Here is a 23867-nt window from a genome sequence, read left to right as displayed (position 1 = left end):
GCGATTCTAAATAGAATATACCAATAATAAATTTATTTAAGGATAAATAATGAGCACTATTTACGACTTTAACGCTGAGCGTATGGACGCTACCTCGCAACCATTCTCTGATTATGAAGGTAAGGTACTATTGATCGTCAATACCGCAAGCAAATGTGGATTTACCCCGCAATTTGAAGGTTTAGAGGCGATGTATCAGCAATATAAAGATCAAGGGTTAGTAGTCATCGGCTTTCCTTGTAATCAATTCGGCAGCCAAGATCCCGGTAGTAATGATGAGATTGGTGCGTTTTGTCAAAAAAATTATGGCGTTAGCTTTCCGATGATGGCAAAGGTTGATGTTAATGGTAAAGACGCCCATCCAATTTTTGAATGGCTAAAGAAGCAAAAGGGTGGTTTACTAACAGATGGTATCAAATGGAATTTCACCAAGTTTTTAATCGATAGTAAAGGGCAAGTAATCGACCGCTATGCACCAACAACCAAACCTGATGCCATAAAAACCGATGTAGAAACGGCATTGGTAGCCGTCAGTGTATAAATAGTCAATATTTAGTATTGCTGGTAAAAATATAAAACCAATTAAAACAACTGCTTGTCAGAGCAATGAGTAATAATTTTAAAAATAGCCTATAAAAAGGAAAATACTATTTGACAGCCATGTGTAAATCTATATAATACACACCCACAGCAAGGGGCTTTAAAGAGCTTTGAGTTGTTAGAATTCTCAGTAAGAGATTTCGATTATTAATTAAAGTGTGACATCTTTAATTAATAAAGCTTTAGAAAATTCTATTTAAAGAATTTTCTCTTGCGAAGCTAAAATTGCAATGCAATTTTTTAACGCTTCTCAGGGTGATTAGCTCAGTTGGTAGAGCGTCTGCCTTACACGCAGAATGTCGGCGGTTCGAATCCGTCATCACCCACCACTCTTTTAGCGAAGTGGGCTCTATTTATAAGGGCAAGACGCTAAAAACGACCTAAGCAGCGGTAGTTCAGTTGGTTAGAATACCGGCCTGTCACGCCGGGGGTCGCGGGTTCGAGTCCCGTCCGCTGCGCCATATTTAAAACGAATTTAAACTCTCGAGTTTAAGCAGGTTTCGCCTCAAACATTAGATTGTTTGAGGTTTTTTTGTGTCTATTGATTTATATAAATATTTGATTTTTATAGGTTTTATATTTTATCTCTACTTTCTCGTTAGAAGCAGCTTACTCTTTATTATCGTATACGATATAAAATAGTCAGCAGACAATCTATCTTTTAGTAATCGGTGACCAAGTGCTCGTTGACCAAATCGTGACCATTTTGTGACCAAGGTTGTTAAAAGTCGGGACTGAAGACGATCTCGTTTAATAATGTTTATACGGTAGATTGTTGTTTAAGAGTTGGAACAGCAATCGGAACTTTATAGAATTCAGTAAAACCTTCAATCGATTTGCCAGCGGTTAAACTATCAGATAGCCCATCCTTCATATTTTGATCAGTGTAGATAACGACACAGCTAACATCAAGCACATATTCCGCTTAAGAAGTATGAAAAATGCGTTCGTCAGCTCATAACGACCGTTTTTAAACAGCTATATATGAACTGAATAATAGCAACTGAATATATCGCTTAGTAACTCTGTATTGTTAAGGTTGCCGCTATTAATCGTAGAATACTGGAAATTAAAATAGTCGCTATTTATATAGAAAAATTTTTCGCACCTACCACGCAAACGACTGCTCCTAATGTACTGATCAACATACCAATACTAACTGTCTCATGCAGCAACAATGCCGCCTAAAGCCAAACCACGATACCAGAACAGAAACCCGATAAACATACTAAATACAGCAATATAAATTAGGCTTGCCCAAGCAGCAAAACCCACTTCTTCCAAAGATTTTGGCCAGGTTAACCACATCAGCGGTAACATAACAGGTAGAGACAACACTAAAGCCCAACTGATTACTTGCCAACTACCGAGCTCTCGTGACAATCGTGCCCCTTCAGCATAACCGAGACCGCAAGCCACGACAGCGCCGAACAATTGGGGCGCTGTTATCAGCATTATTCTTTGCCAAGAAGATTGAGCGTTATATGAGTATTGAGACACAGCTAGATGAATCAGTACAAACGCGCTATTATCAGGTAAAAGGATAAGTGTTTTTAACATCTGCAGAGCGCCTAATGGAATCCTTTGATATTAAAGAGGAGGTCGCTAAAGTAGTTATTGAGGTCTCTGACGCGCGCTTTTAGGATGTGACGGCAGTCGCAGCTATTAACAAGATTATTATCAAGTTTCACCGCCAAGGTACTGAAGTTGAGCTCCTCGGTCTGAATGAAGCCAGTCAAGCGATGGTAGAAAAATTCGGCGTTCATGACAAATCGGATGCCACTAATAGCTTAGGCACTCATTGATAAGCTTACCCATTCAATAATAAAAATACTAAGGATAAAATAATGACAACACAACAGCATATTCTAGCGTGTATTGATGGTTCGGCAGTGACAGAATCCGTGTGTGATTATGCCGCATGGTATGCCAGTCGCTTGGGCTTACCGGTTGCATTATTAAATGTGATCGACGTACCAGCGTCGACAAGACGGGATTTGTCAGGGGCGATAGGTATCAACAGTCGCCAAGTTTTATTAGAAGAATTAACCCAGTTAGATGAACAAAGAGCCAAAGTAGTCAACAGTTATAGCACCGCCTTGGTCCAAGATGCAAAAAGCTATATTGAAAGTCACTTCGATGTAGACGTCGGTATCTATCAGCGTCATGGCAAGCTATTACCTGCTATTGAACATTTCCACACCCAAAATCGCGCCATCGTAATGGGACGGCGTGGAGAAGATCATAAAGGCAGTCGAATCAATATTGGCAGCCAAATCGAAACGGTTGCGCGCGCGTCCAGCATACCTATCCTAATTTGTTCAGAAGCATTTACCACGCCTACCTCGTATATGATTGCCTTTGATGCCAGTAAAATAGCCATTACCGCTACACAAATGGTTGCTAGAAGTTATTTACTCAAAGGGTTGCAAGGTCATATCGTGATGGTCGGTCATCATGATGAATTGTCTAAACAAAGCTTAGCGGCAGCAGTTGCGGAACTCATGTCTGCAGGTTTTATGATCAAGGCACATCACTTACCTGAGACAGATGCCGTTAATGGATTATTGACCTTTCAAGCAGACAATAATATCGATATCATCGTGATTGGTGCTTATGGACGTTCTAAATGGCAGCAGCTGTTTTTAGGTAGTACAACAACCGAGATTATTGCCAGTACGCTCTCTCCAGTTATTTTAGTGCGCTAGAGGGTAACGTGCATAATAATAGCTATTACTATTATTAAAGGTATGAAAGGAAATTAACTGACCATGATTTGGCTAAAAATGCTCATTGGCGCGTTGATGGTATTAATCATTCAACTATTTGCCCAAACCCGATTTTTTTATTTGGCAGCGCTTGCACCACTATTTCCAACCTTTACTCTAATCAGTCATTTCTTAGTCGGTACGCAGCGTAGTACTGCAGATTTAAAAGTAGCGCTGGTTTTTAGTATGCTTGGCGTCATACCGCATTTCATTTATACGCTTTTGGTGTTTTTCACTTTTAGCCATATTGGCTTGTATAAAGCATTATTATTAGGTGTGGTAGGTTGGCTGCTGGCCGCTGCCATTTTGGTATTGGCATGGCAGCAGTACCAGATTTAGAGAGTTATCTTCAAGCTATCTAAATCTGAGTCCTAGCACTATTGCATACGGTTATCCAAGCTGGACGAGAACGTCTTCAGATATCACTGAGTATGATGTTTTATAGGCATTGCCAAATCGAATAAAACATACTCATTCTGATATTACGAGAAAGGTGATATCTGATGTCAGATCCACAAACATTAGCTTAGAAAATAGAGGGTCAACTAAGCCTATTTATCAACAGCTTCAGTTTCAAATTCAGCAAGCATATCAGCAATACGCTGATCTTTTTGTCGCCATATTTGCTCTATCCAGTCGAACATTTGCGCTTTGGTCGCCTCATCATTTTCGTAACCACCATTTTGAATACTGGAAAATAGCGCATCAGGCATGTCAATATGCCGTACATCCACACCTAAGCGCTTAATATTACCTTTCCATAAGTCACTATAAGTCGGTACGCCATCAGGATAAACGATGGTCATATCCAAGATGCCATCTATGTCTGCGCCCAATGCGTTGATAGCAAGAGACAAACCGCCGGCCCGTGGCTTAAGTAAATGCGTGTAGGGCGAATGCTGCTTGTCACGTTTAGTGGGGGTAAAGCGCGTCCCTTCTAGATAACTAAGCAGCGTAAAAGGCTTGTCTTTAAGCAGCGCGCAGGCACGTTTTGCTTCTATGATATCTTTGCCTTTTAATGACGGGTTTTTAGCAATGGCTTCTTTAGAATGCCGACGCATCATTGGGAAATCTAAAAAATAAAAGGTCTGACCAACGATAGGGATATATATCAATTCAAACTTAGTAAAAAAGCGCGTTAACGGTAAGCGCTTTTCACTAATATATTGAACGATACTGGTGTCGACCCACGATTGATGGTTGCTCACGAGTAAGTATTTACCGTTTATATGCGTGTCATCAGGCAAACTAATACGCCAGTCTTTTTGTGGCAAAATATTGTCAATCAGGGCGTTGTTACTATTGATCCAGTGATTGGCGATTTTAATCACGATCTTATCAGCAACAGGCGCGCCGGTAACCATTTTGGTCGCGCCCATTAACCACATGGGGATGCTACCACCAAAACTATTGCCAGCAATGACGCCAGTTGCAGTCGCCAGTGAAACGGCTTTGCCAAGTTTAGGAGTGCGCTCATGTATTTTTTGAATAAGTGATGCCAATCGCATGTTCAGTCCTTTTTATCTATACTTATTATTAGCTATTGCTAACGCCATTAGATAATTTTAGCAGAAATCAGTATGAGTGTACGACTGTGACGTGACTGGTGATAACACACAATATATATGAATAATTTTATGAGTGAATAAATACAGAGCCACCGTTCATTATTTAATCATTCAAAGCAGAAATTGTACAAAATAGGGCAAAGAAAATCATACTTAAACGTTCGGTAACCCCGCTAGCTATTACCTATAGTCTATTCACTATAAAAAGAATATATTGTTGCTGGTATGAATTTTGCGAAACTTTTATTAGAAGTATCTGTCTGGCAAAGTGAACAACAAGCGAGAAAAATTTATAGCAGCAGAATGTTATGATAAATGTTGTGACAATCGTACGTATTTTATGTTGAGCTTACTATAAGTACTTAGCCACTTAGCCACTTAGCATTGGCAACCAAAATACCAAGGCTAAAAGTGTGACTAGCAATACGGGAGGAGTGATTAATAAGCCAATCTTCATATACTGACCCCAGCTGATTTTATAATCTTTCTCTGCCAGTACATGTAGCCATAGCAAAGTTGCTAAGCTACCAATCGGGGTAAATTTTGGACCTAAATCATTGCCCATGACATTGGCATAAATCATCAGCTCACGTGTTGCCGCGGGGACTTGAGCGCTATCAATAGCAAGTGCGCCGATAAGTGTCGATGGCATATTGTTCATGACTGAAGCGACAATAGCAGAGAGAAAGCCAGTCCCTAACGTAGCAATGACATTACCTTGTTGCCCTAACCAGTTAAGTATCTTTGCGCCATAGGCGGTGAGACCAGCATTGCCCAAACCATAAACGACCAAATACATACCGATTGAAAATAAGACGATTTGCCATGGGGCTTTGCGCAAGACATTGGTCACAGAAAACTTTGTACCACGACCGCCTTGCCACCAGCGACCTGCGATTGCCATCAGCACTAGTGCCGCGATACCAGTCACCAATGAGATCACGATACCGAGTAATTCGGTGGCAAAATAAGCAATAAGTAATAAGGATAATAGTGGAAAAGCCGCTCGAAAAACCAAAGGATCTTTGATAGCAGACTGCGGTGAACTAAGATTATTAGTTGCATAGTGTTTTGGAATATGGCGCGCGTAGACTACCCATAACACCAGTAACGTTGCAATAACAGACACTATATTCACTGGCACCATGACTGCCGCATAGCGACCAAAACCAATATCGAAATAATTGGCACTAACGATGTTGACTAGGTTAGAAGTCACGAGAGGCAGACTTGCCGTATCGGCAATAAAGCCGGTAGCAATAATAAAGGCAAAGGCAGATTTAGGAGTAAAATCAAGGCGCAGCAAGATAGCGATCACGATAGGGGTGAGCAATAATGCCGCCCCATCATTAGCAAAAAAAGCCGAAATAAACGCCCCTAGAATGACAATCATAGGAAACAGCAAACGCCCCTGACCATTGCCCAATCTTGCTACATGTAAGGCTGCCCAGCCAAAAAAACCAGCCTCATCTAATATCAGTGAGATGATAATGAGCGCGACAAAGGTGAAAGTCGCATCCCAGACAATATTCCAGACGATACCAACATCTGATAGTTGCACCACTCCAAAGAGTAGCGCGACTAATGCGCCACCCATCGCACTCCAGCCGATACCCAATCCTTTTGGCTGCCATATGACTAAGACCAAAGTGACGATAAAAATCGCTAACGCGAGCATAAAAGTGCCTTAATAAAACAATGACGTTAAAAACATCTGATGTTATGGCAAGTTGACGTTATATAGTCGATTTAATTTAAGAAAAATACAGTGATGCTGGCATGGATTTTTTGCAGCCTCTGTCACGCTTGCGAACAGCAAGCAAAAAAATCATACCAGTAGCACATGGCTATAAATGACTCTCTTTTATTTTGAACTGACTATAACGATTTTTGATTGACGCGCTTTGATAGCTCATCACGGCTTTCTACGCGTTCAGAATAACGATCGGTCAGATAAGTAGAGCGTCCACGTGTGAGCCAAGTAAACTTCACCAATTCCTCACACACATCGACGATACGCTGATATAAAGGCGACTGTTGCATGCGGTTATCGTCGTTAAATTCCAAAAATGCTTTCGGAATAGAGGACTGATTGGGTATGGTAATCATGCGCATCCAACGGCCAAGAATACGTAGCTGATTGACGGTATTAAAGCTCTGACTGCCGCCGCTAACTTGCATTACGGCAAGCGTTTTACCTTGAGTCGGGCGCACACCACCTAAAGATAGCGGAATCCAATCAATCTGCGCTTTCATAATACTGGTGATACTGCCGTGGCGTTCAGGACTGACCCAGAGCATGCCTTCTGACCATGCTGCCAGCTCGCGCAATTCTTGCACTTTTGGATGATCGGCATCGGTACTATCAGGCAACGGCAATCCTGATGGATCAAAGGTACGTACCTCGCAACCATACCAGCGCAATATCCGACTTGCTTCTTCCGCTGCCAGTTTAGAAAACGAGCGTTCACGCAAAGAGCCATATAGCACTAATATTTTTGGTGGATGACGTAAATCATTAGTAGCAATTAGAGCATCAATATCAATCGGTTGCAGTTCTGCCGCATCAATATTCGGTAAATCATCATAGTTACCAGCTTCGGATATGATGTTGTCCCTAGAGTTGTAGATAATTTCGCCATCTTCTTTGGTAAAGCTACTCACTGGATGGTTTAATAATTCAAATACCTGTTCTGAAGGTCGACATAAAGCTGCGCCTTTATCGGTCACTACAATAGGACGATTCATCAAAATAGGATGCGCCATCATGGCATCAATAAGCTGCTCATCTGATAACGCTAGGTTATCCAAACCAAGCTCTTTATAAATATTTTCCTTCTGGCGTAGCAGTTCGCGTGGTAATAGTTGCATCAAAGCCAATAGCTCAAGCAGATAGTCGCGAGTAGGTGGTGTTTTAAGATACTCAATGACATTCGGCTGTTCACCTGACGCCTTCATTATTGCTAAGGTATTGCGAGAGGTGCCGCAGTTGGGATTGTGAAAAATGATAGGTGTCATAACAACCTTTTATAATGTTAGAAGTGTTTGTATTTTTAAACAGAATAATCGTTTAGTTATTAAGCTTATTAAGTACGCTAGTGTCACAATCACTCAAACTTTCTAAAAGTGAGTCACACAGCTCTGGGTGTCCAGCGCAGCAGTCTTTTAATAAAAACTGAACGACAGCTTCCATATGCGAGAGGGAGGCGCGATAGATAATCTGGCGGCTTTGGCGTTGTGAGACCACCCATCCTGCTCGTGCAAGAACGGCTAAATGAGCAGACATTGTATTATGCGGGACATCAAGCTGACGGGCGATTTCACCAGCAGGCAGACCGTTAGGCTCATGACTGACCAGCAGCATAAATGCCTTTAGTCGAGTGTCTTGAGAGAGGGCAGCAAAGCTGGCAGTAGCGTTAGTTATTTCCATATGTCTAATAATATAGACATGTTAATTCAAGTCAAGGTGTTTTGCAGAATAATCAACGAGTCTAAGTCATCAATAGTGAATAAATTGACTTCAATAAGAAAATAAGTAGTGATCCAAAATATATGCAATCAGCTCTATATGTATAACTTCTCACTTTATATAGAGCTGACTGTTAATAGCTGCTGCGTAAAAAATCAAATAGAGCTGAGAGTTTTTATCTAGCACTATGCCTAGCATAGATTAATTTGAGGTCGCAGCAGTACTTAGCTTACCAAGAAGCGTTGAGACGTCACTGATGACTTTGTCGCAACCTTGAATATTATGGCGTGCTTTAAGATAGTCAGGACTATTGTATGAAAGATATACCTTTTTATCTGCGCCTTCGCTAATGAGTACTTTTTGCGGTAAATCAATCGCCACATTTTGAGCGCACTGCATCAGTTTGGTGCCAGCTTTCGGATTACCGAAGAGGATGACTTCCGTCGGTCTTAACTCTAAATTGACGCCTTCAGCATTTTTTTGGTGATCGATTCTGGTAAATAGCGTTAAGCCTTTTTCTTTGATGATAGATTCGAATCTATCGGCAGTCTCTTTAACCGAATAATCACTCTCAAGTGTGACCAAGCCATCGCCAATATTTGCATAAGCAGCAGTCTCTTTAACTGATTGGTTATCCTTAGATGTTTGCACGTTTTGCCCAAGGCTTGCACAAGAGGATGCTAGCAATGCAAAAGCGACCATGGGAATAATTTTAATCATAAGTTTACCTATTGGTTAGTATTTATAATTAGTGGCACTAAATAATCATTGTGCGTAACAAAGATCGATATTGCAATAATATAGTTATATTTGCTTGCTCAGAATAATTTGCTCAGCAAGCAGGTTTACATCCGCTGCAACTAAATTTGGAACTGGAACATTGGCTGCTAAGAAAATAGCATTATGCGGTGGCGTGAGAAATGCCCCAAGGTAGCCAGTAGCTTGCGCGCCTATTTATAGAGATGGCATAAACAACTTGGTAGAAACCAATTAATAAACCACTCATTTATTTCTAAATGGCATGATTAATAAGTGCCACAATGACGCATTTTGTTTGGCAGTAGGGTATTCAATTAAACCGATATCAATTTGATCATCGGTTTTTTTTGCGACACTTTTATAGCTACCGAACAATTTATCCCACCAAATAACGCTAAAGCCATAGTTTGAGTTGGTCTCACTCACGACTTGGCTATGGTGTATACGGTGCAAAATTTGGGTCATTAATATAAGGCGCGCTGGTTTTTCAATGGCTGGTGGCAGGCGAATATTGGCATGATTAAATAATGCTAAACCGTTTAGTGCGATCTCAAATATGAGTACTGCTATAGCAGGGACGCCCAGTACAATAACGGCAATCAGCTTTATCAGAATACTGAGTACAATTTCAAGCGGATGAAATCTAAGACCGGTGCTGGTATCGACATGCGCATCGGCATGGTGCACTCGGTGCAAACGCCACAATATAGGAACGCGATGAAACAGTCGATGTTGCCAATAGATTAAAATATCAAGCAAAATCAAACTAAGCACAATGACTATGATGCTTGGCAGCTCTATGAGATTAAATAAGCCAATACCATTTTTTTGGGTATAAATTGCCACCGCCGTCAGACCAATCGGTACTACTAGGCGGGCAATAAGCGATGAGGCAAACACCAATCCAAAATTAGCGAACCAACGCTTGCTACTTTTAATGGGTGATTGTCGTGCTGGTTTCAGCCATTCAACTAGCATCATTATCACTAAAATGCTAAAAAAGAAGCCGAGTCGCCACCATACTTCATGTGTCATCGATTGCTCCATTTATTTTAGCTTCTATTTCGGCTTCTTGCTGTTTGAGCGTATGGTAACCGCCATATATGCGGGTAAAAATAGTAATCGTACACGCAATAGCGAAGAGCGTTGCGAATAAGGCAAAATGCTGTGGCCAAATACAAAAGGCTATAAATAGCGCAATGGTTTCCGTGCCTTCGGTTAGGCCATTTAGATAATAAAAGCTTTTATATTTAAACTGTGGTCTATCAATTTTAAGCTTTTCAGCGGCAATAGCAAAGGCTAAAAAGCTTGAGCCAGTTCCAATAAATGTCGCTAATAATAATGCACCAGCAACAGCGTTCTGCTCAGGATGGGAGAGAATAAATCCAAACGGAATCGCCGCGTAAAATAGAAAATCGAGAGTAATGTCTAAATAACCGCCAGCGCTAGAGCTTTGCTTGGCATATCTTGCCAGCGCGCCGTCAAGACCATCTAAAATCCGATTCAAAATGATAGCGACTAATGCCGCATACCAATACTCAAAGGCGATTAGTGGTACGGCTAGTAGTCCAATTAAAAACCCCACTACCGTCAACTGATCAGCTGTTATAGAACGCTTATGCAGTACTATAACTATGGGCGTTAACAGTGGTTTTATAATGGGAGTAAGGTACTTATCTAGCATACTGGTTGCCTTTTGGCTTTAAACTTGTGAATCTAAAACTATTGTACTGAGTTGATAAGCTGTTAATTAACACTCTCTAAATGAATCACTTTGCCATTAGTTGCCTCAGCATCGCTATGGTCGTGGGTAACCATAATAGCAGGCAGGTTACGGTTACGAATTTGCTCAAACACCAATTGGCGTGTATCCACTCTCAACTGGGTATCCAGTTTACTAAATGGCTCGTCTAGTAAAATGGCTTTAGGCTCGCTAAGGAGTAGTCGTAGTAACGCAACTCGCGCTTGTTGTCCGCCAGAGAGACTATCGGGATGGCGGTTGCTAATGCCTGCTAAGCCTACTTGCGCAAGTGCGTCCTCTATTTTTTCCAGCCGCTGTTTTTTATTGCCTTCTTTCTTACCCTCTTTATTACTTTTAGGCATCGCAAAAGCAATATTTCCGGCAACTGATAAGTGCGAGAACAATAAAGCATCTTGATACAACACTCCGATATTACGTAAATGGGTTGGTAGGTTGCTGATATTCTGACCGTTAAGTAATACCTCACCAGTAGCGCTAAAACTGCTGGCAAGTGTGCCTGTCAGCCAATTTAATAGACTCGATTTACCGCTACCCGAAGGTCCCATGATAGTAAGTATTTCGCCGCCATTGACTTGCTCATTTAAGCTGAGTAATAACTGGTCTTGACGAAAAAGCTGTAAGTTTTTTATCTGTAAAGAGGATTGCATCAAGACACCTTTAACATTACGCCTGTTTAAAAATATGAGTTTTTAACGATGTACGCTTTTAATTCATAATTTGTACGTTTAATAATATACAGTTTTAACGAGCTGCACATTTAACGCTTTGCACTCTTAAAGCCTCGCACTTTTAAAAAAGTACTTAGGTAATATCCACGCTAGCGTAAAACCGATTAACGGTAACGCCATTTGTATAATGGCATAAACGGCACTAGTGCGTCTGCTGGCGCCATTAGCTAGAGTAACGGCCTCGGTAGTTATAGTGGCTATGCGCCCGCCACCGGCTAGCAAGGTCGGCAGGTATTGCCCAAAACTGATTGCCAAGCCTAATGCCACTGCAATTAAAATAGGCGCAAATAACTGCGGTAATTTAATCTGAAAAAATACTTTGCTAGGAGTAGCGCCAAGGCTGGCAGCTACATTGGCAAAACGCGGATCTAAGCGCCGATAGCTACCCGACAGCGATAAAAATACATAAGGCAGTACAAATAATAAATGGGTAAAGGCGACGTTAAAAAACGTGGTTTGGTTATTGACCAATTGCTGTAACCATACCAAGCCAAATAAAAAGGCAATACTGGGCACTAATAGCGGTAAATAAATAATCAAACTGGTAAAGGGAGAAATGACTTTGGCAGTGAGCTGCTCTGATTCTAAACAAAGCAAAGTGAGCACCACAGCAAAAGTAGTCGTTATTAGCCCAATAGTAATCGTATTAAAGAGCGGGCTGCCTATTTGCATCAAGGCGCTTTGAAAATGCAGTAGTACAAATTGCTCTGGTAGCGCCGCTGGAAAACGCCAAAATCCTGCAACCGACCACATTACTAGTCCAATCAATACCATTAATATAAAACCAATAACCACAGTGGTCAGTACTACGGTTATTTTTTGCCAAACAGTATCGCCATAGTTGCGCTGACCATTGGTGATTGACTGCCTACATAAGTACTTTACAACCTTTTCAGCAGCCAGCCAAAAGGCAAGTAAGCCACCTGTTAGAGCAAGCTGTAATACTGCACCAGCAGAAGCTTTTATACGTAAATTTAAATCGACATCGTTAAACCAATTCATGATGGCAACGGCCAATGTTGGCGGGGTATTGGGACCTAATATGAGTGGCATCTCGACACTGGCGCTGGCATAGGCGAGTACGGCAAATATAGGCAGGCGTAATAACGGATAGAGACTGGGCAATACCACTTTAAAAAAAGCCGTCATTGGGTAGTAGCCTAAATTAAGCGCTACCTTGTGCTGCTGGCGTAACTTTTTGCCAAACTCAGGTTGCGCCAATACGCCGAGCGCCATTAACAATAAGAATGGCAGCTCTTTTAGCGTTAAGCCCAAAATGATACTGATACCATAAGCATCGTGCGGAAATATACCGTGCGGTGCCAGCTCCCAGCCAGTTAACCACGGTGAGATTATGCGAGAGAACATACCGGATGGGGCAATTAAAAAGCCAACGGCAATCGCTGCTGCTGCATGTGGGATCACTAAAATAGGGCTAAGTAAACGCTCAATACGATTAAGCCAAACGCTATTAAAAAAAGCGGCCAGCATCATAATCGTTATTACAAAGGCAAGAAAAGTGCTTATTAAGCCAGCTGCCACGCTTAAATTAACCATTTTCGCAAGGCCCGGCGTTTGCCAAAGTTCCTTAAAACCTTGCAGGCCAAACGTTGTTTTCTCGAGTGCTGGTGACCAACCAAAGGCCGGTAATAGCACACTGATTAAACCGCCAAATACCGGCAATATAAGCAACAATAATAAAAATCTTGGGCTCAGTTTTACAAGGCGTGTAAAGTTATCGGTCTTGTAAGTCGTTACTGGTGCAGTATTAGTTTCTTTAGCAGCAACTTTCTCAGCTTCTTTATTATCTGCTTTTTTATTAGGCGCGGTACTCATGGACTGACCCCATAACGCATCTGCCAGCCTTGCATAATCGCCTCAACCCAGCTTGGATGCGGCTCGCTCACTGTGCGTTTGATACTATTAACAGGCAAGGCGCTAGGATGCGGCTTGCTTATTTTAAATAAGGCTTGTTGCTCGGGGCTGAGCATGGATTGAACAAGCACGGTGCTATCGCCCCAGATATGAGGTTTTTGTTTGTGTGCCTGTGCGGTGGGGCTGAGCAAGAAGTTAGCGACCAGTTGCGCGCTTGCTTGATGGCTGGCGTTATAAGGAATGGCGACAAAATGGGTATTACTCAAACTACCGTCATCCATGGCATAGCTACGAATACTTGTCGGTAAGTCATAACGCTGTACCGCAGCAGGTATTTCAGGTGCTGAAAAGGTAAAGGCTAAGCTTAGTTCGGTATCGTCGACTAAACGGCGCATTTGTGCGCCACTTTGTGTAAAAGACTCGCCCTTGCGCCATAGAGTCGGGTGCAGCTTATCTAAAAACTGCCATAATGGTTCTAATACTAACGCTGTATTTTGCTTAGTCGCTGGCTGGTTTAATTGTGATTTTATGCTTTCCGGGCTTTGCTCATGGAGCATGACCAAGGCATATTTTAAAAAGCTCATGCCCAAAAAATCAGGCGGCTTTGGGTAACTAAAGCGTCCAGGATGTTGGGCACTCCAGCGTGATAGCTCATTTAACGTGGTTGGTGGTTTGTTGTTTTCTGATCCGTCAATCGCTAAGCTATCATAATAAAAAGTAAGCGATGCCTGTCCCCACGGGGCTTCCATACCTTCGGTTGCAATACCAAAGTCAAAGGTAACGGCAGGATTGTTATTGGGATCGGTAAGGGTAAAGTTTGGTAATTTATTCGCCCATTGTTTCAATAATAATGAGTGCTCATTCATGGTGGCAAAATTAGCCCCATTTATCCACACCAAATCAACGCTACCTTGGCGGTTATTATTGGCTGATTTTTCCGCTAATACTCGGCTGACGGCTTCGCTGGTATCGCTGAGCTTGACATGCACTAAGTTAATGTTGTATTTGTTCTTAACTTGCTTGGCTACCCATTGTAGATAAGCGTTTATCTGTGGATCACCGCCCCACGCATAAAAGTAAACCTCTTGGTTTTTACCCTGCGTTTCTATCTGCTGCCAGTACGATTGCTCTTCGATACTGGTATGGGTAATTGCCGTGCTTGCTGTGATGCCCACACAGATACTCAAAAAAAAACCAAGCGCCACCCAGTAAAGGCGGTAGCGCGTCAGTGTTGGCCAAGGCTTGATAGCGGGCATTTAGATTCCAGTTGTTATCCAAAATTAATATCATCTAAAGTTGATTTTCATATTACTCTTGTTAAGAGTACCTGTTTTATCAAGTCAAATTGCGCCTAAAAATAACGCTTTTGACGATTACTCTAAATGCGTCTTAAACAGGTCTTAAGCATCTTTGAAAAAATTACCCTCTACGCCAAGTATGATATTTTTCTACCCATTTTAATACGCCTTCAGGCGCATGCGACCGTTTCCATTCACCGGCTACCGACTTGTTGCCTTCAGCCCAAGTCGGATAGCTATGAATGGTGCCGAGTATTTTATTAAGCCCTAAGTTATGCTTCATTGCTAGTACAAATTCCGCCAATAAGTCGCCTGCATGCTCAGAGACGATCGTCACCCCAAGAATTTTATCTTTGCCTTTAGGAGTAATGACTTTGATAAAGCCCTTAGTTGCGCCCTCAGCAATAGCGCGGTCTAATGCTTTAAATTCAAAACGGGTGACTTCATAATCGATACCTTTTTCAATAGCTTCTTGCTCATTGATGCCCACGCGAGCGACTTCTGGGTCAATAAACGTCGTCCACGGTATCACTCGATAATCCACTTTAAACTTTTTAAGATGACCAAATAGACCGTTTACGGCGGCGAACCATGCTTGATGCGAGGCCACATGGGTAAATTGATAAGGGCCAACAACATCACCTGCGGCATAGATATTCGGATATAAAGTTTCTAAATATTCATTGGTTACAATGGTGCGATCCGTTTCAATGCCCAATGCTTCGAGGCCGTAACCCTCAAGGCGAGCGCTACGACCAACAGCACAAAGTAGCTCATCATATTCAATAGCAAATTGTTGTTCTTGATGTTTAACCACAATGAATTTTTTACCGTCGCGCGCTTCACAGCGTAGTGCTTGGTGTGAGGTGAGAATATTGACACCGCTTGCTGCTAAGGCTTCATAAGCAAAACTTGATACCTCAGTATCTTCTTTCTTAATCAAGCGAGCACTTCTTTCAATTTGGGTAACGCTTGAGCCGAGTCGCGCAAAACTTTGCGCCAGTTCACAGCCAACTGGGCCACCACCGAGTACCACAAGTTTTTTTGGTGCTTCATCAAACTCAGCAAACTTGCGCCATAGGGTATCGCTGGTGACATAGCCGGTTTCTTCGATACCGGGTAATGGCGGGATAAAGGGGCGTGCGCCTGTGGCAATAACGATAGTACGCGCCGTGAGGGTTTGCGTGCCGCCATCGTTAAGCTCGACCTTGACCGTCCACGGGTCGATTAATTTAGCGTAGCCTTTTAGGACTTCTACGCCTAAATCGGCATAACGCTCAACACTGTCATGCGGGGCAATAGCGTCAATCACGGTTTGTACGCGCGCCATTACTTTCTTAAACGAGAATTGGGGGGTCATATTATCTAAGCCGTAAAGCTCGCCATGCCGAATTTGCTCAGCAACTTTGCCACTTTTAATCACTGTTTTACTGGGTACGCAACCATAGTTTAAACAGTCACCGCCCATCTCACCAGCTTCGATTAAGGTTACTTTTGCTTTGACAGCCGCAGCAATATAGCTGGTGATTAAGCCGCCCGCACCAGCACCGATAACAATCATATTACGGTCGAATTTTTTAGGTTTATGATAGTTTTTATAGACGCGGCGTTTTTTAAAACCATTCAAAATCGCTTTAGCAATCAGTGGGAAGAAACCTAATAACGCAAAGGATAAAATCAGATTAAGCGATAAAATACCTGACAAGCTCTCAACTTGCGCCAATTGCGTACCGGCATTTACAAACACAAAAGTACCAGCCAACATACCAATTTGGCTCACCCAGTAAAATGTCCGTGCTTTAATAGCGGTGAGACCCATGAGCAGATTGATTAAAAAGAACGGGAATATCGGTACTAACCGTAAAGTAAATAAGTAGAATGCGCCTTCTTTTTTAACGCCAGCATCAATAGCTGCAAGACGTTCTGGGAAGCGCTGCTGAATTGTATCGCGTAGAAGATAGCGTGAGACTAAAAATGCTAACGTGGCACCAATGCTGGAGGCAAAAGAGGCGACCAATAAACCCTCAGCTAAACCAAACAATGCACCTGCTGCCAAGGTTAAAATAGCTGCGCCCGGTAAAGATAGGGCAGTCACCAATACATACAGTAAGAAAAAGCCACCAATAACTAATAACGGAGATTGCGCTTTAGATTGCTCAAACTCTGCCATTGAGCCTTTTAGTCCATCTAGCGTTAGCAATTGATTTAGGTCAAAATAAAAAAACAGAACGATAGCCAGCGCTGCAATCCCTAATAAAACTATTTTTTTAATCATAAAATGCCCGTTTAAGTAGTACAGCAAAGCTCTGAATGTTTAGATAGTATTGCCATTTAGCGACTACTTATCACTTTAACTTAAAAATGGCAGTCCGATTGACTTTTAAACAACAATGTTTTGAGCAACTATTTTTCAAACAGCGTAAGAGCAACAGATGGTTTATAACATACCCAAACGGCTCACGTTGTTAGTCATCGTTGTTATTTAGGTTTTTCGAAACTAACTGTTTAATTTGATTCGCAATGCTGATGCGCTAAGTGAATAAAAGCTTTCGTAGCAGCGTTCTGATAAGCCCCTTTTCGTTGCAGTAATACCGCAGTGCGCTGGAGTAAAGAGGGCGCCAGTGCAATCGCAATCAGCTCATCTCGATTACTCACGATGTTGGACGGCAATAATGTGGTCAATTGAGTATGGTGTACTATTTCAAGAACGGCGCTTAATGAATTGGCTTCCATCAACACCTGCGGTTTTATGCCGTGCTGACGGCAATAATGTTCAATTTGTCCACGAGTTACAAACTCATGGCTTAGCAGTACTAATGATTGCTCGCTTAGCGTTTGTAAATCAATCGCTTGATACTTTGCAAGTGGGTGGTCTTTATTCACAACCAACGCCAGTGTTTCAACGAGTAAGGTCTGGGTTTCTATCTCGGCAGAATGCACCTGCGCAAAGGCAATACCCACATCAAATTCATCATCAAGTAATTGCTTCTCCATCTGTTCCTGTGACATTTCCTGCACGCTCAGGGTAATGTTTGGGTGAAGATTATGAAACGTCTTTATCAATGGCCCTATAAGGTAAGTGGTGAAAGTGGGGGTAATCGCAATACGCAACGCGCCGCGACTCAGGTTTTGCACATCGTGAAGCGCTCGCCGTCCCTCTTCTAAATCCTGTAGTGCCTTGTGCGCATAGCGCGCATACACTTCACCAGCGTCGGTAAGTTTGACATGACGCCCCGAACGATCAAACAAAGTCGTCTCCAGACTTTCTTCTAACTGCTTAATCTGCTGTGATAAAGCAGGCTGCGAGACATACAGAGACGCTGCTGCTCGTGTAAAGCTTTGATGCTCTGCTACCGCAAGAAAATATTTTATGTGTCGAAGTATCATGATTTATCTACAGTCTCTTATATATCGTTTTTTATCTAAGTTTTTTATATCTTATATAAAATATTATGATTTAACTATAAGTATTTATTATCGATATCATAATATACCAGTCTTTTACCTTATGATCATAACGGCGTATTATTTACTTTATCGACACAACACAGCCAACGGTTATGAAAGATATTATTGAAGGTTTTTTGAAGTTTCATAGTGATGCTTATCCGAAACGCGCTGATTTGTTCAAAAATTTAGCGACTAAGCAAAACCCGCGCACGCTATTTATCTCATGTTCGGACAGCCGCTTAGTACCTGAGTTGGTCACTCAGCGTGAACCAGGCGGGCTATTTGTCATTCGTAATGCTGGTAACATCGTCCCGTCTTATGGGCCAGAGCCAGGCGGGGTTTCGGCCTCAGTAGAATACGCTGTAACTGCCTTGCAAGTTACCGATGTGGTGATTTGTGGACATTCAGACTGCGGAGCCATGTCAGCTATTGCTAATTGTACTTGTATGGATCATATGCCAGCGGTGGGCAGCTGGTTACGTTACGCCGACTCAGCGCGTGTGGTCAATGAATCTATCAAACATCTAAGCGACAGCGATCGTATCGAATCTATGGTACGAGAAAATGTCATCGCTCAGATTGAAAATATCAAAACGCATCCCTCTGTTCGTTTGGCGATAAGAGAAGGGCGTTTGGCTTTACATGGCTGGGTTTACGATATTGAAACGGGTAGTATTGAGGCGTTAGATGGCGCTACTAACAACTTTGTTCCTCTTACCGAGAATACTGAGGTTCGCGCTTATCCGATACAGCAGCTTTCTGTCGTGGTTTAACCTGACTGTTTAATTTGATTTTTTAATAAAAGAGTATTTGAATTTTATTAAGTATTAAATATCAGCTGTTAAGTATCAAGCATACTGACTAAAACTTTTTTAATTTAACAATCAACCAATCAACCAATCAACCAATCAATTACTAATTTAATTACCACCACTAACTATAAAAGGCACTATCATGATTCAGTCTCAAATTAGCAACAGCGCCCGTCAAGCGCTAACCGATATTATCATTGCGGCAAAAGCTGAGAAAAGCTTATCGTTTGAGCAAATAGCTGCAGGCACTGGTCTCAGTGATGTATACGTCACCGCAGCGCTGCTAGGTCAGCATCCATTACCGACGGAAGCCGCGCAAAAAGTTGGCGCAACGTTAGGTCTTGATGATGAGGCGATCGCCTTATTACAAATGATTCCATTACGCGGTAGTATCGGCAGTGAAATGCCTACTGATCCTACCATCTACCGATTCTATGAGATGATGCAGGTTTATGGTACGACTCTTAAAGCACTGGTACATGAACAGTTTGGCGACGGTATTATCAGTGCAATCAATTTTAAAATGGATATCAAAAAAGTAGCAGATCCAGAAGGTGGCGACCGTGCAGTGATTACCCTTGATGGTAAATTCCTACCTTTTAAACCTTTCTAATAGTTTGTAATGTTTTAAACAAATATGGTAAAAGTCGGCGTCCTGCGTCGGCTTTTTCCGGCCACACTTTGAGCGACAAGGGAAACCTGCTTACTAATGAGTACTGAACGTATTACCTCTAGGATAGACCAGTCGGCGCTGACGTTATTTTGGCCTATGATAGTGATTGCTGGATTGGCACTGACGCTACGCCCGACACTGACGTCCACGGGTCCTCTACTGGAGGAAATCCGCCTGAGTACGGGTATAGGACTTCAAGCAGCCTCATTACTGGTGGTGTTGCCGATGCTGTGTATGGGCATATTTCCATTATTGTTACCTTGGGTTGGTAAGCGCCTGAGCGAAAGTACTTGGATAACTGGCGGTCTGTTTGCCATTGCGTCAGCTGGCTTATGGCGCTTGTGGTTAGGGTCCGGTTGGACATTGATTGCTAGCGCTTTGATAGGCGGTACCGGTATTGCTATCGTACAAGCGTTAGCGCCTGGCGTAGTAAAACGCTGGTATCCTAGGCGTGTTCCGCTAGCGATGGGTATTTATTCAGCTGCTCTCATGGCTGGTGGCGGTATTGCAGCCACACTCAGCCCGCTAGTAGCGCAGCATTATGGCAGCTGGCAAGCGGGCCTGAGTATCTGGCTCATACTGCCGGTCATTGCACTCTTGTTATGGTGGCTCAGACCTTCAGAGGTGATGGAAAGTAAACATAGTGGCGTAAAAGTCAATTTTTTTAGCAATCGCCGAGCGTGGTTATTAGCCAGCTATTTTGGTTTGGCTAACGCTGGCTATGCTTGTATGATTGCTTTTTTACCGACTTATGCTCGTGGTTTAGATTGGAGCGCCCAAAGTAGCGGTGAGCTGATCGGTATCATGACTGTTTTTCAGGTGCTGGGTGCGTTAGGAGCGCCGGCGCTGTCTGCTAAGCGCTTAGATCGCCGCCCTTGGTTATTTTTTGCCGTGGGTATTCAGGTCATCGGTTTTGTAGGGTTAATTCTGATGCCAGCCTCCTTGCTAATTCTTTGGGTGGCACTCATCGGTTGTGGTCTCGGGGCTTGTTTTTCACTCACGTTGACAGTCGCACTTGATCATTTATCACTGCCCAAATTAGCGGGCGCGCTGACGGCTTTTGTACAAGGCATTGGCTTTATTATTACGGCGATTGTTCCTTATTTTGCAGGGGTATTGAGTGAATGGACTAGAAGTTTTCAGGCCGTTTGGTTGATGCTGTTGATCACGCTGGTAGTAATGCTGATTGTCACGATGAAGTTTGCCCCTACAGGCTATACTAAGGCGATGAATCTTACTCATACTTAGAGGTATGTTAACGTTGTTTAACGCACTTTTATAGCCAGTTATACAGCAACCAGCTTATAGTTGATTTACTATAAGATGACATCGACAGTGATACTCCCATCGTCCTCATCGGTCTCGAAGTGCATGCGGTTCTTACACAACGGATTAGCACCAGATGTTTCAATATCAATCGTTTGTTCAAGTAAGGCTGACATACTCTTAAGGTTATCATCTTGAAATTCATTGATTTCTTCATAGCTATACCAAAAGTCATAGCCACCTGCAACGATGGCTAAAAGTAGCAACGCTAACATTGACCAAAAAATCAGCTGAAACTGCATCGATTTAAAGAGTTTATGGAGAGAGAGGTGGCATTGATTACGCCTTATTGTTACTGATATACCAACCAAGTCCTCGGACATTTTTAATTCGGTCTTGCCCCAGCTTCTTTCTTAGACTATGAATCAAGAACTCAATCGCATTGCTTTCAACCTCACCGCCCCAGCCATATAAGGAATCTTCAAGTTCCGTTTTAGACATAACTTTTTCTGGCGACTGCATAAAGGTAGTGAGCAACATATATTCTTTGGCCGTCAAGTCAACAGGAGCGTCAGCCATGATGACGCGCTTATGCGCTGTATCTAGATGTAAATTACCAACAACACTGAGCTGATTGTCCGCCTTGCCTTGAGCACGGCGAATAAGCACGCGCATCCGTGCAAAGACTTCCGCGAGCTCAAAAGGTTTGACCACATAATCATCTGCCCCTGAATCAAGCCCTGCAATACGGTCTTTGACATCATCACGAGCGGTAATAATGAGTACAGGCGTGTTAATCTTAGCATCTCGGATAACGGTCAATACGCCCATACCATCAATCTCAGGCAAGCCTAAATCCAATAAAATAATATCATAAGGTTGAACTTTTAAAGTCAAGATGGCTTGGCGACCATCTTTTACCCAATCGACCGTATAAGCCTCATCTTGCAACGCCTCGCTCAGGCTTTCGCCAATCATTAAATCGTCTTCGACCAGTAGCACGCGCATGAGCTATCCTTTATTGGTAATGGCAGCTTTAAACCAAAACGCTCTAAGCGATATAATAATATCGCTTAGAGCCATTCAGAAATCACTAGATATGAGAGGTTAACTTACTATCTTAGCATTTACTCGCACTACTATTAATCATCACTGTCAGCGGCTTCTACTTGGCTACGAATAATCTTACCAGTCATGCTATCGATAACCACTTTATGTACTTGAGTGCCTTTAACAATCTCAACTTTGTAAGCAGGTTTGCCAAAATCCATATCAAATCCTGCTTCAATGACTTTTCCTTTCACACTTTGGTTAGCCTTTTTTATCGCTTGGTTGAGACTGGTTTTAGACTTTTTCATGGCGTTATATTCTGCTATATCTTCTTTATCAAGCTTCTCTTGCTTATTGCTTAAAACTTTACCGCTATTTGCATCAATTTTTACTTCATATTCAGTATTATTAGCGACAATCTTAACCTCGTAATTGCCACCTGCTGAATGGTCATGTTGATCAAAGTCAGCGCTAACAACATCACCTTTAATGGTTTTTTTAGCAATAACAATAGCTTGCTCAAGACTGATCTTGCTTTGTGCCGCTGCTACGGCTTCACTGACTTGGCTATTGGTGGTGGTAGTTTGTCCTACAGCGATAGCAGCGGTGCTGACACCAGCAATACTCAGTACCATAATGATAGATTTGCTTAGAGTTGATAAGTTTTTCATGATGTTATCCTTTATCTTTGAGTGTTTTTTTATGACAGATGGGTTGTACCATCCACTGTATTTATAATTTCAGTATACGGGATAAAACATAGGAGAAGCTTAGCGCTGACTAAGGGTTACATTAGCTGTGTTTTATTTAGAAAAGTCGTTTAAATTTGGAAGATGAATAAATGAGTTTTGTATTAAACATTATTATTGTGGTGATCAGATAGTCGACGTTTGATAAGCCAAGCAATGATAATGACTACGGCAAGCAACAAGAAGATTTTAGAGTAAGGCGCTAGCATAGTCGCAATGACCTCGTAGTTTTTGCCCAAGTAAAACCCTGCTAGGGTCAATATTGTCGTCCAAATGCTAGATCCCAAAGCCGTTAATACTAAAAACGAGACCAGCGGCATTTTATTCATCCCCGCAGGAATGGAGATCAGTGAGCGAATACCAGGCATCATGCGGCCAAAAAAAACCGCTTTCTTACCGTGTTTATCGAACCAAGCATTGGACGATAAAACATCTTCAGACTTAATAAATACGTATTTACCGTACTTTTCAGTAAATATCATTAGCCGCTCTTTATTAAATATAGTTCCCAAATAATAGAGAGGTAAGGCACCTAAAACGCTGCCAAACGTACCGGCTACTATCACCAACAGTATATTTAAATCACCCCTAGCGGCCGCAAAACCTGCTGCTGGCATAATAAGCTCAGATGGTATAGGCGGAAAAACATTTTCGGCAAACATAGCAAACATAATGCCAAGATAGCCAAACTTTGCCATGATAGCCAGCACCCAGTCACTCATTTGATGCATTGATTTACCTTATATTGTTGATGATTGATTTATTTCTTATTGTAGTAGAGTAAAGCTGAAATACGTTCACAATTTTATATAGAAGATTTCTCAAAAATACTTTATATTCCATTAAAAATTACACATAGAAAAGTGGCTAGCAATAGCCACTTTTTTTATACCACATATCTTTAGTAGATACACTTAGCTTTACGCAACCAGACAGGATGTGTCATGAGACATTTTTATTTAGACTTTATCTTCACAGCCATTGCCCTAGCGGTCGCGGCATGGTGGGGATATTCACATGGCGGTATGGGCGGTATGATA

The 23867-nt window shown here is 42.2% G+C and carries 24 protein-coding genes, 2 tRNA genes and 1 pseudogene; 9 read left to right on the top strand and 18 right to left on the bottom strand.

Annotated elements, in window-relative coordinates:
• Window positions 1-49 precede the first annotated feature (49 nt).
• From EPB74_RS07320 to EPB74_RS07310, 3 genes are all read left to right on the top strand, one after another.
• Window positions 50-541: a glutathione peroxidase gene (locus tag EPB74_RS07320; RefSeq protein WP_274903601.1), complete on the top strand. Its 492-nt coding sequence runs from the start codon at window positions 50-52 to the stop codon at window positions 539-541.
• A 312-nt stretch (window positions 542-853) separates the two neighbouring features.
• Window positions 854-929: transfer RNA gene (locus EPB74_RS07315), tRNA-Val, on the top strand.
• A gap of 55 nt (window positions 930-984) precedes the next feature.
• Window positions 985-1061, top strand: a tRNA-Asp gene (locus EPB74_RS07310).
• 703 nt (window positions 1062-1764) lie between these two features.
• On the opposite strand, the gene EPB74_RS07305 is transcribed toward EPB74_RS07310, so the two are convergent.
• A complete protein-coding gene (locus EPB74_RS07305; protein ID WP_274903600.1) occupies window positions 1765-2055 on the bottom strand; it encodes an EamA family transporter in 291 nt (96 codons plus the stop codon).
• A gap of 191 nt (window positions 2056-2246) precedes the next feature.
• Here EPB74_RS07305 and EPB74_RS07300 point away from each other — a divergent pair, with 191 nt between their 5' ends.
• From EPB74_RS07300 to EPB74_RS07290, 3 genes are all read left to right on the top strand, one after another.
• Window positions 2247-2405, top strand: coding sequence for a hypothetical protein (locus EPB74_RS07300; protein WP_274903599.1), 159 nt, complete (start codon window positions 2247-2249; stop codon window positions 2403-2405).
• Window positions 2406-2447: 42 nt separating this feature from the next.
• Window positions 2448-3308 (top strand): universal stress protein, encoded by an 861-nt coding sequence (locus EPB74_RS07295; RefSeq protein WP_274903598.1) that lies wholly within the window; start codon window positions 2448-2450, stop codon window positions 3306-3308.
• Between the two features lie 63 nt (window positions 3309-3371).
• Window positions 3372-3707 (top strand): GlpM family protein, encoded by a 336-nt coding sequence (locus tag EPB74_RS07290; protein WP_274903597.1) that lies wholly within the window; start codon window positions 3372-3374, stop codon window positions 3705-3707.
• A gap of 212 nt (window positions 3708-3919) precedes the next feature.
• Here the strand turns inward: EPB74_RS07290 and EPB74_RS07285 are convergent, their stop codons facing one another.
• The 13 genes and pseudogenes from EPB74_RS07285 to cynR form a co-directional block, all read right to left on the bottom strand.
• Window positions 3920-4876 carry an acyltransferase gene (locus tag EPB74_RS07285; protein ID WP_079691181.1) on the bottom strand — a complete coding sequence of 319 codons (957 nt, stop codon included), beginning with the start codon at window positions 4874-4876 and terminating at the stop codon, window positions 3920-3922.
• A gap of 430 nt (window positions 4877-5306) precedes the next feature.
• The gene (locus EPB74_RS07280; protein WP_274903596.1) at window positions 5307-6614 is read right to left on the bottom strand and encodes an arsenic transporter; all 1308 of its coding nucleotides are present in this window, start codon (window positions 6612-6614) and stop codon (window positions 5307-5309) included.
• 200 nt (window positions 6615-6814) lie between these two features.
• Window positions 6815-7543, bottom strand: a complete 729-nt coding sequence (gene arsH, locus EPB74_RS07275) for an arsenical resistance protein ArsH (RefSeq protein ID WP_446740030.1) — start codon at window positions 7541-7543, stop codon at window positions 6815-6817.
• Between the two features lie 6 nt (window positions 7544-7549).
• Window positions 7550-7954 (bottom strand): annotated as a pseudogene (gene arsC / locus EPB74_RS07270) (arsenate reductase (glutaredoxin)); the annotation flags it as partial.
• 52 nt (window positions 7955-8006) lie between these two features.
• Window positions 8007-8366, bottom strand: coding sequence for an ArsR/SmtB family transcription factor (locus EPB74_RS07265; RefSeq protein WP_274903595.1), 360 nt, complete (start codon window positions 8364-8366; stop codon window positions 8007-8009).
• Between the two features lie 240 nt (window positions 8367-8606).
• Window positions 8607-9125: a DUF302 domain-containing protein gene (locus EPB74_RS07260; RefSeq protein WP_274903594.1), complete on the bottom strand. Its 519-nt coding sequence runs from the start codon at window positions 9123-9125 to the stop codon at window positions 8607-8609.
• 282 nt (window positions 9126-9407) lie between these two features.
• On the bottom strand, window positions 9408-10199 hold the full coding sequence (locus EPB74_RS07255) for a sterol desaturase family protein (protein ID WP_274903593.1): 792 nt from the start codon (window positions 10197-10199) through the stop codon (window positions 9408-9410).
• Window positions 10189-10848, bottom strand: coding sequence for a CDP-alcohol phosphatidyltransferase family protein (locus tag EPB74_RS07250; RefSeq protein WP_274903592.1), 660 nt, complete (start codon window positions 10846-10848; stop codon window positions 10189-10191). The genes EPB74_RS07255 and EPB74_RS07250 overlap by 11 nt, the downstream gene beginning before the upstream one ends.
• Window positions 10849-10910: 62 nt before the next feature.
• Window positions 10911-11573: an ATP-binding cassette domain-containing protein gene (locus EPB74_RS07245; protein ID WP_274903591.1), complete on the bottom strand. Its 663-nt coding sequence runs from the start codon at window positions 11571-11573 to the stop codon at window positions 10911-10913.
• A 126-nt stretch (window positions 11574-11699) separates the two neighbouring features.
• Complete coding sequence (locus tag EPB74_RS07240) at window positions 11700-13490, bottom strand: ABC transporter permease (RefSeq protein ID WP_274903590.1); 1791 nt, start codon at window positions 13488-13490, stop codon at window positions 11700-11702.
• Entirely contained in the window at window positions 13487-14785 is a 1299-nt protein-coding gene (locus EPB74_RS07235) for an ABC transporter substrate-binding protein (RefSeq protein ID WP_274903589.1), read from the bottom strand. The genes EPB74_RS07240 and EPB74_RS07235 overlap by 4 nt, the downstream gene beginning before the upstream one ends.
• 163 nt (window positions 14786-14948) lie before the next feature.
• A complete protein-coding gene (locus tag EPB74_RS07230) occupies window positions 14949-17102 on the bottom strand; it encodes an FAD-dependent oxidoreductase (RefSeq protein ID WP_274903588.1) in 2154 nt (717 codons plus the stop codon).
• 230 nt (window positions 17103-17332) lie between these two features.
• Window positions 17333-18214, bottom strand: a complete 882-nt coding sequence (gene cynR / locus EPB74_RS07225) for a transcriptional regulator CynR (protein ID WP_274903587.1) — start codon at window positions 18212-18214, stop codon at window positions 17333-17335.
• Window positions 18215-18387: 173 nt separating this feature from the next.
• Here cynR and EPB74_RS07220 point away from each other — a divergent pair, with 173 nt between their 5' ends.
• The 3 genes from EPB74_RS07220 to EPB74_RS07210 all read left to right on the top strand — a co-directional run bounded on the left by EPB74_RS07220 (window position 18388) and on the right by EPB74_RS07210 (window position 21010).
• Window positions 18388-19050, top strand: a complete 663-nt coding sequence (locus EPB74_RS07220; RefSeq protein ID WP_274903586.1) for a carbonic anhydrase — start codon at window positions 18388-18390, stop codon at window positions 19048-19050.
• 181 nt (window positions 19051-19231) lie between these two features.
• Window positions 19232-19702 carry a cyanase gene (gene cynS / locus EPB74_RS07215; protein ID WP_274903584.1) on the top strand — a complete coding sequence of 157 codons (471 nt, stop codon included), beginning with the start codon at window positions 19232-19234 and terminating at the stop codon, window positions 19700-19702.
• Between the two features lie 96 nt (window positions 19703-19798).
• Window positions 19799-21010, top strand: a complete 1212-nt coding sequence (locus tag EPB74_RS07210; protein WP_274903582.1) for a CynX/NimT family MFS transporter — start codon at window positions 19799-19801, stop codon at window positions 21008-21010.
• 68 nt (window positions 21011-21078) lie between these two features.
• On the opposite strand, the gene EPB74_RS07205 is transcribed toward EPB74_RS07210, so the two are convergent.
• From EPB74_RS07205 to EPB74_RS07190, 4 genes are all read right to left on the bottom strand, one after another.
• Window positions 21079-21303, bottom strand: coding sequence for a hypothetical protein (locus tag EPB74_RS07205; protein ID WP_274903581.1), 225 nt, complete (start codon window positions 21301-21303; stop codon window positions 21079-21081).
• 64 nt (window positions 21304-21367) lie between these two features.
• Window positions 21368-22036, bottom strand: coding sequence for a response regulator (locus tag EPB74_RS07200; RefSeq protein ID WP_274903579.1), 669 nt, complete (start codon window positions 22034-22036; stop codon window positions 21368-21370).
• A gap of 134 nt (window positions 22037-22170) precedes the next feature.
• A complete protein-coding gene (locus tag EPB74_RS07195; RefSeq protein WP_274903578.1) occupies window positions 22171-22749 on the bottom strand; it encodes a PepSY domain-containing protein in 579 nt (192 codons plus the stop codon).
• 182 nt (window positions 22750-22931) lie between these two features.
• Window positions 22932-23558 carry a DedA family protein gene (locus EPB74_RS07190; RefSeq protein WP_274903577.1) on the bottom strand — a complete coding sequence of 209 codons (627 nt, stop codon included), beginning with the start codon at window positions 23556-23558 and terminating at the stop codon, window positions 22932-22934.
• Between the last annotated feature and the right edge of the window lie 309 nt (window positions 23559-23867).

The organism is Psychrobacter sp. DAB_AL62B, from assembly GCF_028895345.1.
In the GTDB taxonomy this organism is placed as follows: Bacteria; Pseudomonadota; Gammaproteobacteria; order Pseudomonadales; family Moraxellaceae; genus Psychrobacter.
Note: the sequence above shows the minus strand (reverse complement) of the source record. Positions and strands in the feature narration are given on the sequence as shown.

What these genes read in the sequence shown, in the direction of transcription:
- EPB74_RS07320 (WP_274903601.1), top strand. Translation starts at nt 50, where the DNA reads ATGAGCACTATTTACGACTTTAACGCTGAGCGTATGGACGCTACCTCG.
- EPB74_RS07305 (WP_274903600.1), bottom strand. Translation starts at nt 2,055, where the DNA reads ATGCTGATAACAGCGCCCCAATTGTTCGGCGCTGTCGTGGCTTGCGGT.
- EPB74_RS07295 (WP_274903598.1), top strand. Translation starts at nt 2,448, where the DNA reads ATGACAACACAACAGCATATTCTAGCGTGTATTGATGGTTCGGCAGTG.
- EPB74_RS07290 (WP_274903597.1), top strand. Translation starts at nt 3,372, where the DNA reads ATGATTTGGCTAAAAATGCTCATTGGCGCGTTGATGGTATTAATCATT.
- EPB74_RS07285 (WP_079691181.1), bottom strand. Translation starts at nt 4,876, where the DNA reads ATGCGATTGGCATCACTTATTCAAAAAATACATGAGCGCACTCCTAAA.
- EPB74_RS07280 (WP_274903596.1), bottom strand. Translation starts at nt 6,614, where the DNA reads ATGCTCGCGTTAGCGATTTTTATCGTCACTTTGGTCTTAGTCATATGG.
- EPB74_RS07265 (WP_274903595.1), bottom strand. Translation starts at nt 8,366, where the DNA reads ATGGAAATAACTAACGCTACTGCCAGCTTTGCTGCCCTCTCTCAAGAC.
- EPB74_RS07260 (WP_274903594.1), bottom strand. Translation starts at nt 9,125, where the DNA reads ATGATTAAAATTATTCCCATGGTCGCTTTTGCATTGCTAGCATCCTCT.
- EPB74_RS07255 (WP_274903593.1), bottom strand. Translation starts at nt 10,199, where the DNA reads ATGACACATGAAGTATGGTGGCGACTCGGCTTCTTTTTTAGCATTTTA.
- EPB74_RS07250 (WP_274903592.1), bottom strand. Translation starts at nt 10,848, where the DNA reads ATGCTAGATAAGTACCTTACTCCCATTATAAAACCACTGTTAACGCCC.
- EPB74_RS07245 (WP_274903591.1), bottom strand. Translation starts at nt 11,573, where the DNA reads ATGCAATCCTCTTTACAGATAAAAAACTTACAGCTTTTTCGTCAAGAC.
- EPB74_RS07240 (WP_274903590.1), bottom strand. Translation starts at nt 13,490, where the DNA reads ATGAGTACCGCGCCTAATAAAAAAGCAGATAATAAAGAAGCTGAGAAA.
- EPB74_RS07235 (WP_274903589.1), bottom strand. Translation starts at nt 14,785, where the DNA reads ATGCCCGCTATCAAGCCTTGGCCAACACTGACGCGCTACCGCCTTTAC.
- EPB74_RS07230 (WP_274903588.1), bottom strand. Translation starts at nt 17,102, where the DNA reads ATGATTAAAAAAATAGTTTTATTAGGGATTGCAGCGCTGGCTATCGTT.
- cynR (WP_274903587.1), bottom strand. Translation starts at nt 18,214, where the DNA reads ATGATACTTCGACACATAAAATATTTTCTTGCGGTAGCAGAGCATCAA.
- EPB74_RS07220 (WP_274903586.1), top strand. Translation starts at nt 18,388, where the DNA reads ATGAAAGATATTATTGAAGGTTTTTTGAAGTTTCATAGTGATGCTTAT.
- cynS (WP_274903584.1), top strand. Translation starts at nt 19,232, where the DNA reads ATGATTCAGTCTCAAATTAGCAACAGCGCCCGTCAAGCGCTAACCGAT.
- EPB74_RS07210 (WP_274903582.1), top strand. Translation starts at nt 19,799, where the DNA reads ATGAGTACTGAACGTATTACCTCTAGGATAGACCAGTCGGCGCTGACG.
- EPB74_RS07205 (WP_274903581.1), bottom strand. Translation starts at nt 21,303, where the DNA reads ATGTTAGCGTTGCTACTTTTAGCCATCGTTGCAGGTGGCTATGACTTT.
- EPB74_RS07200 (WP_274903579.1), bottom strand. Translation starts at nt 22,036, where the DNA reads ATGCGCGTGCTACTGGTCGAAGACGATTTAATGATTGGCGAAAGCCTG.
- EPB74_RS07195 (WP_274903578.1), bottom strand. Translation starts at nt 22,749, where the DNA reads ATGAAAAACTTATCAACTCTAAGCAAATCTATCATTATGGTACTGAGT.
- EPB74_RS07190 (WP_274903577.1), bottom strand. Translation starts at nt 23,558, where the DNA reads ATGCATCAAATGAGTGACTGGGTGCTGGCTATCATGGCAAAGTTTGGC.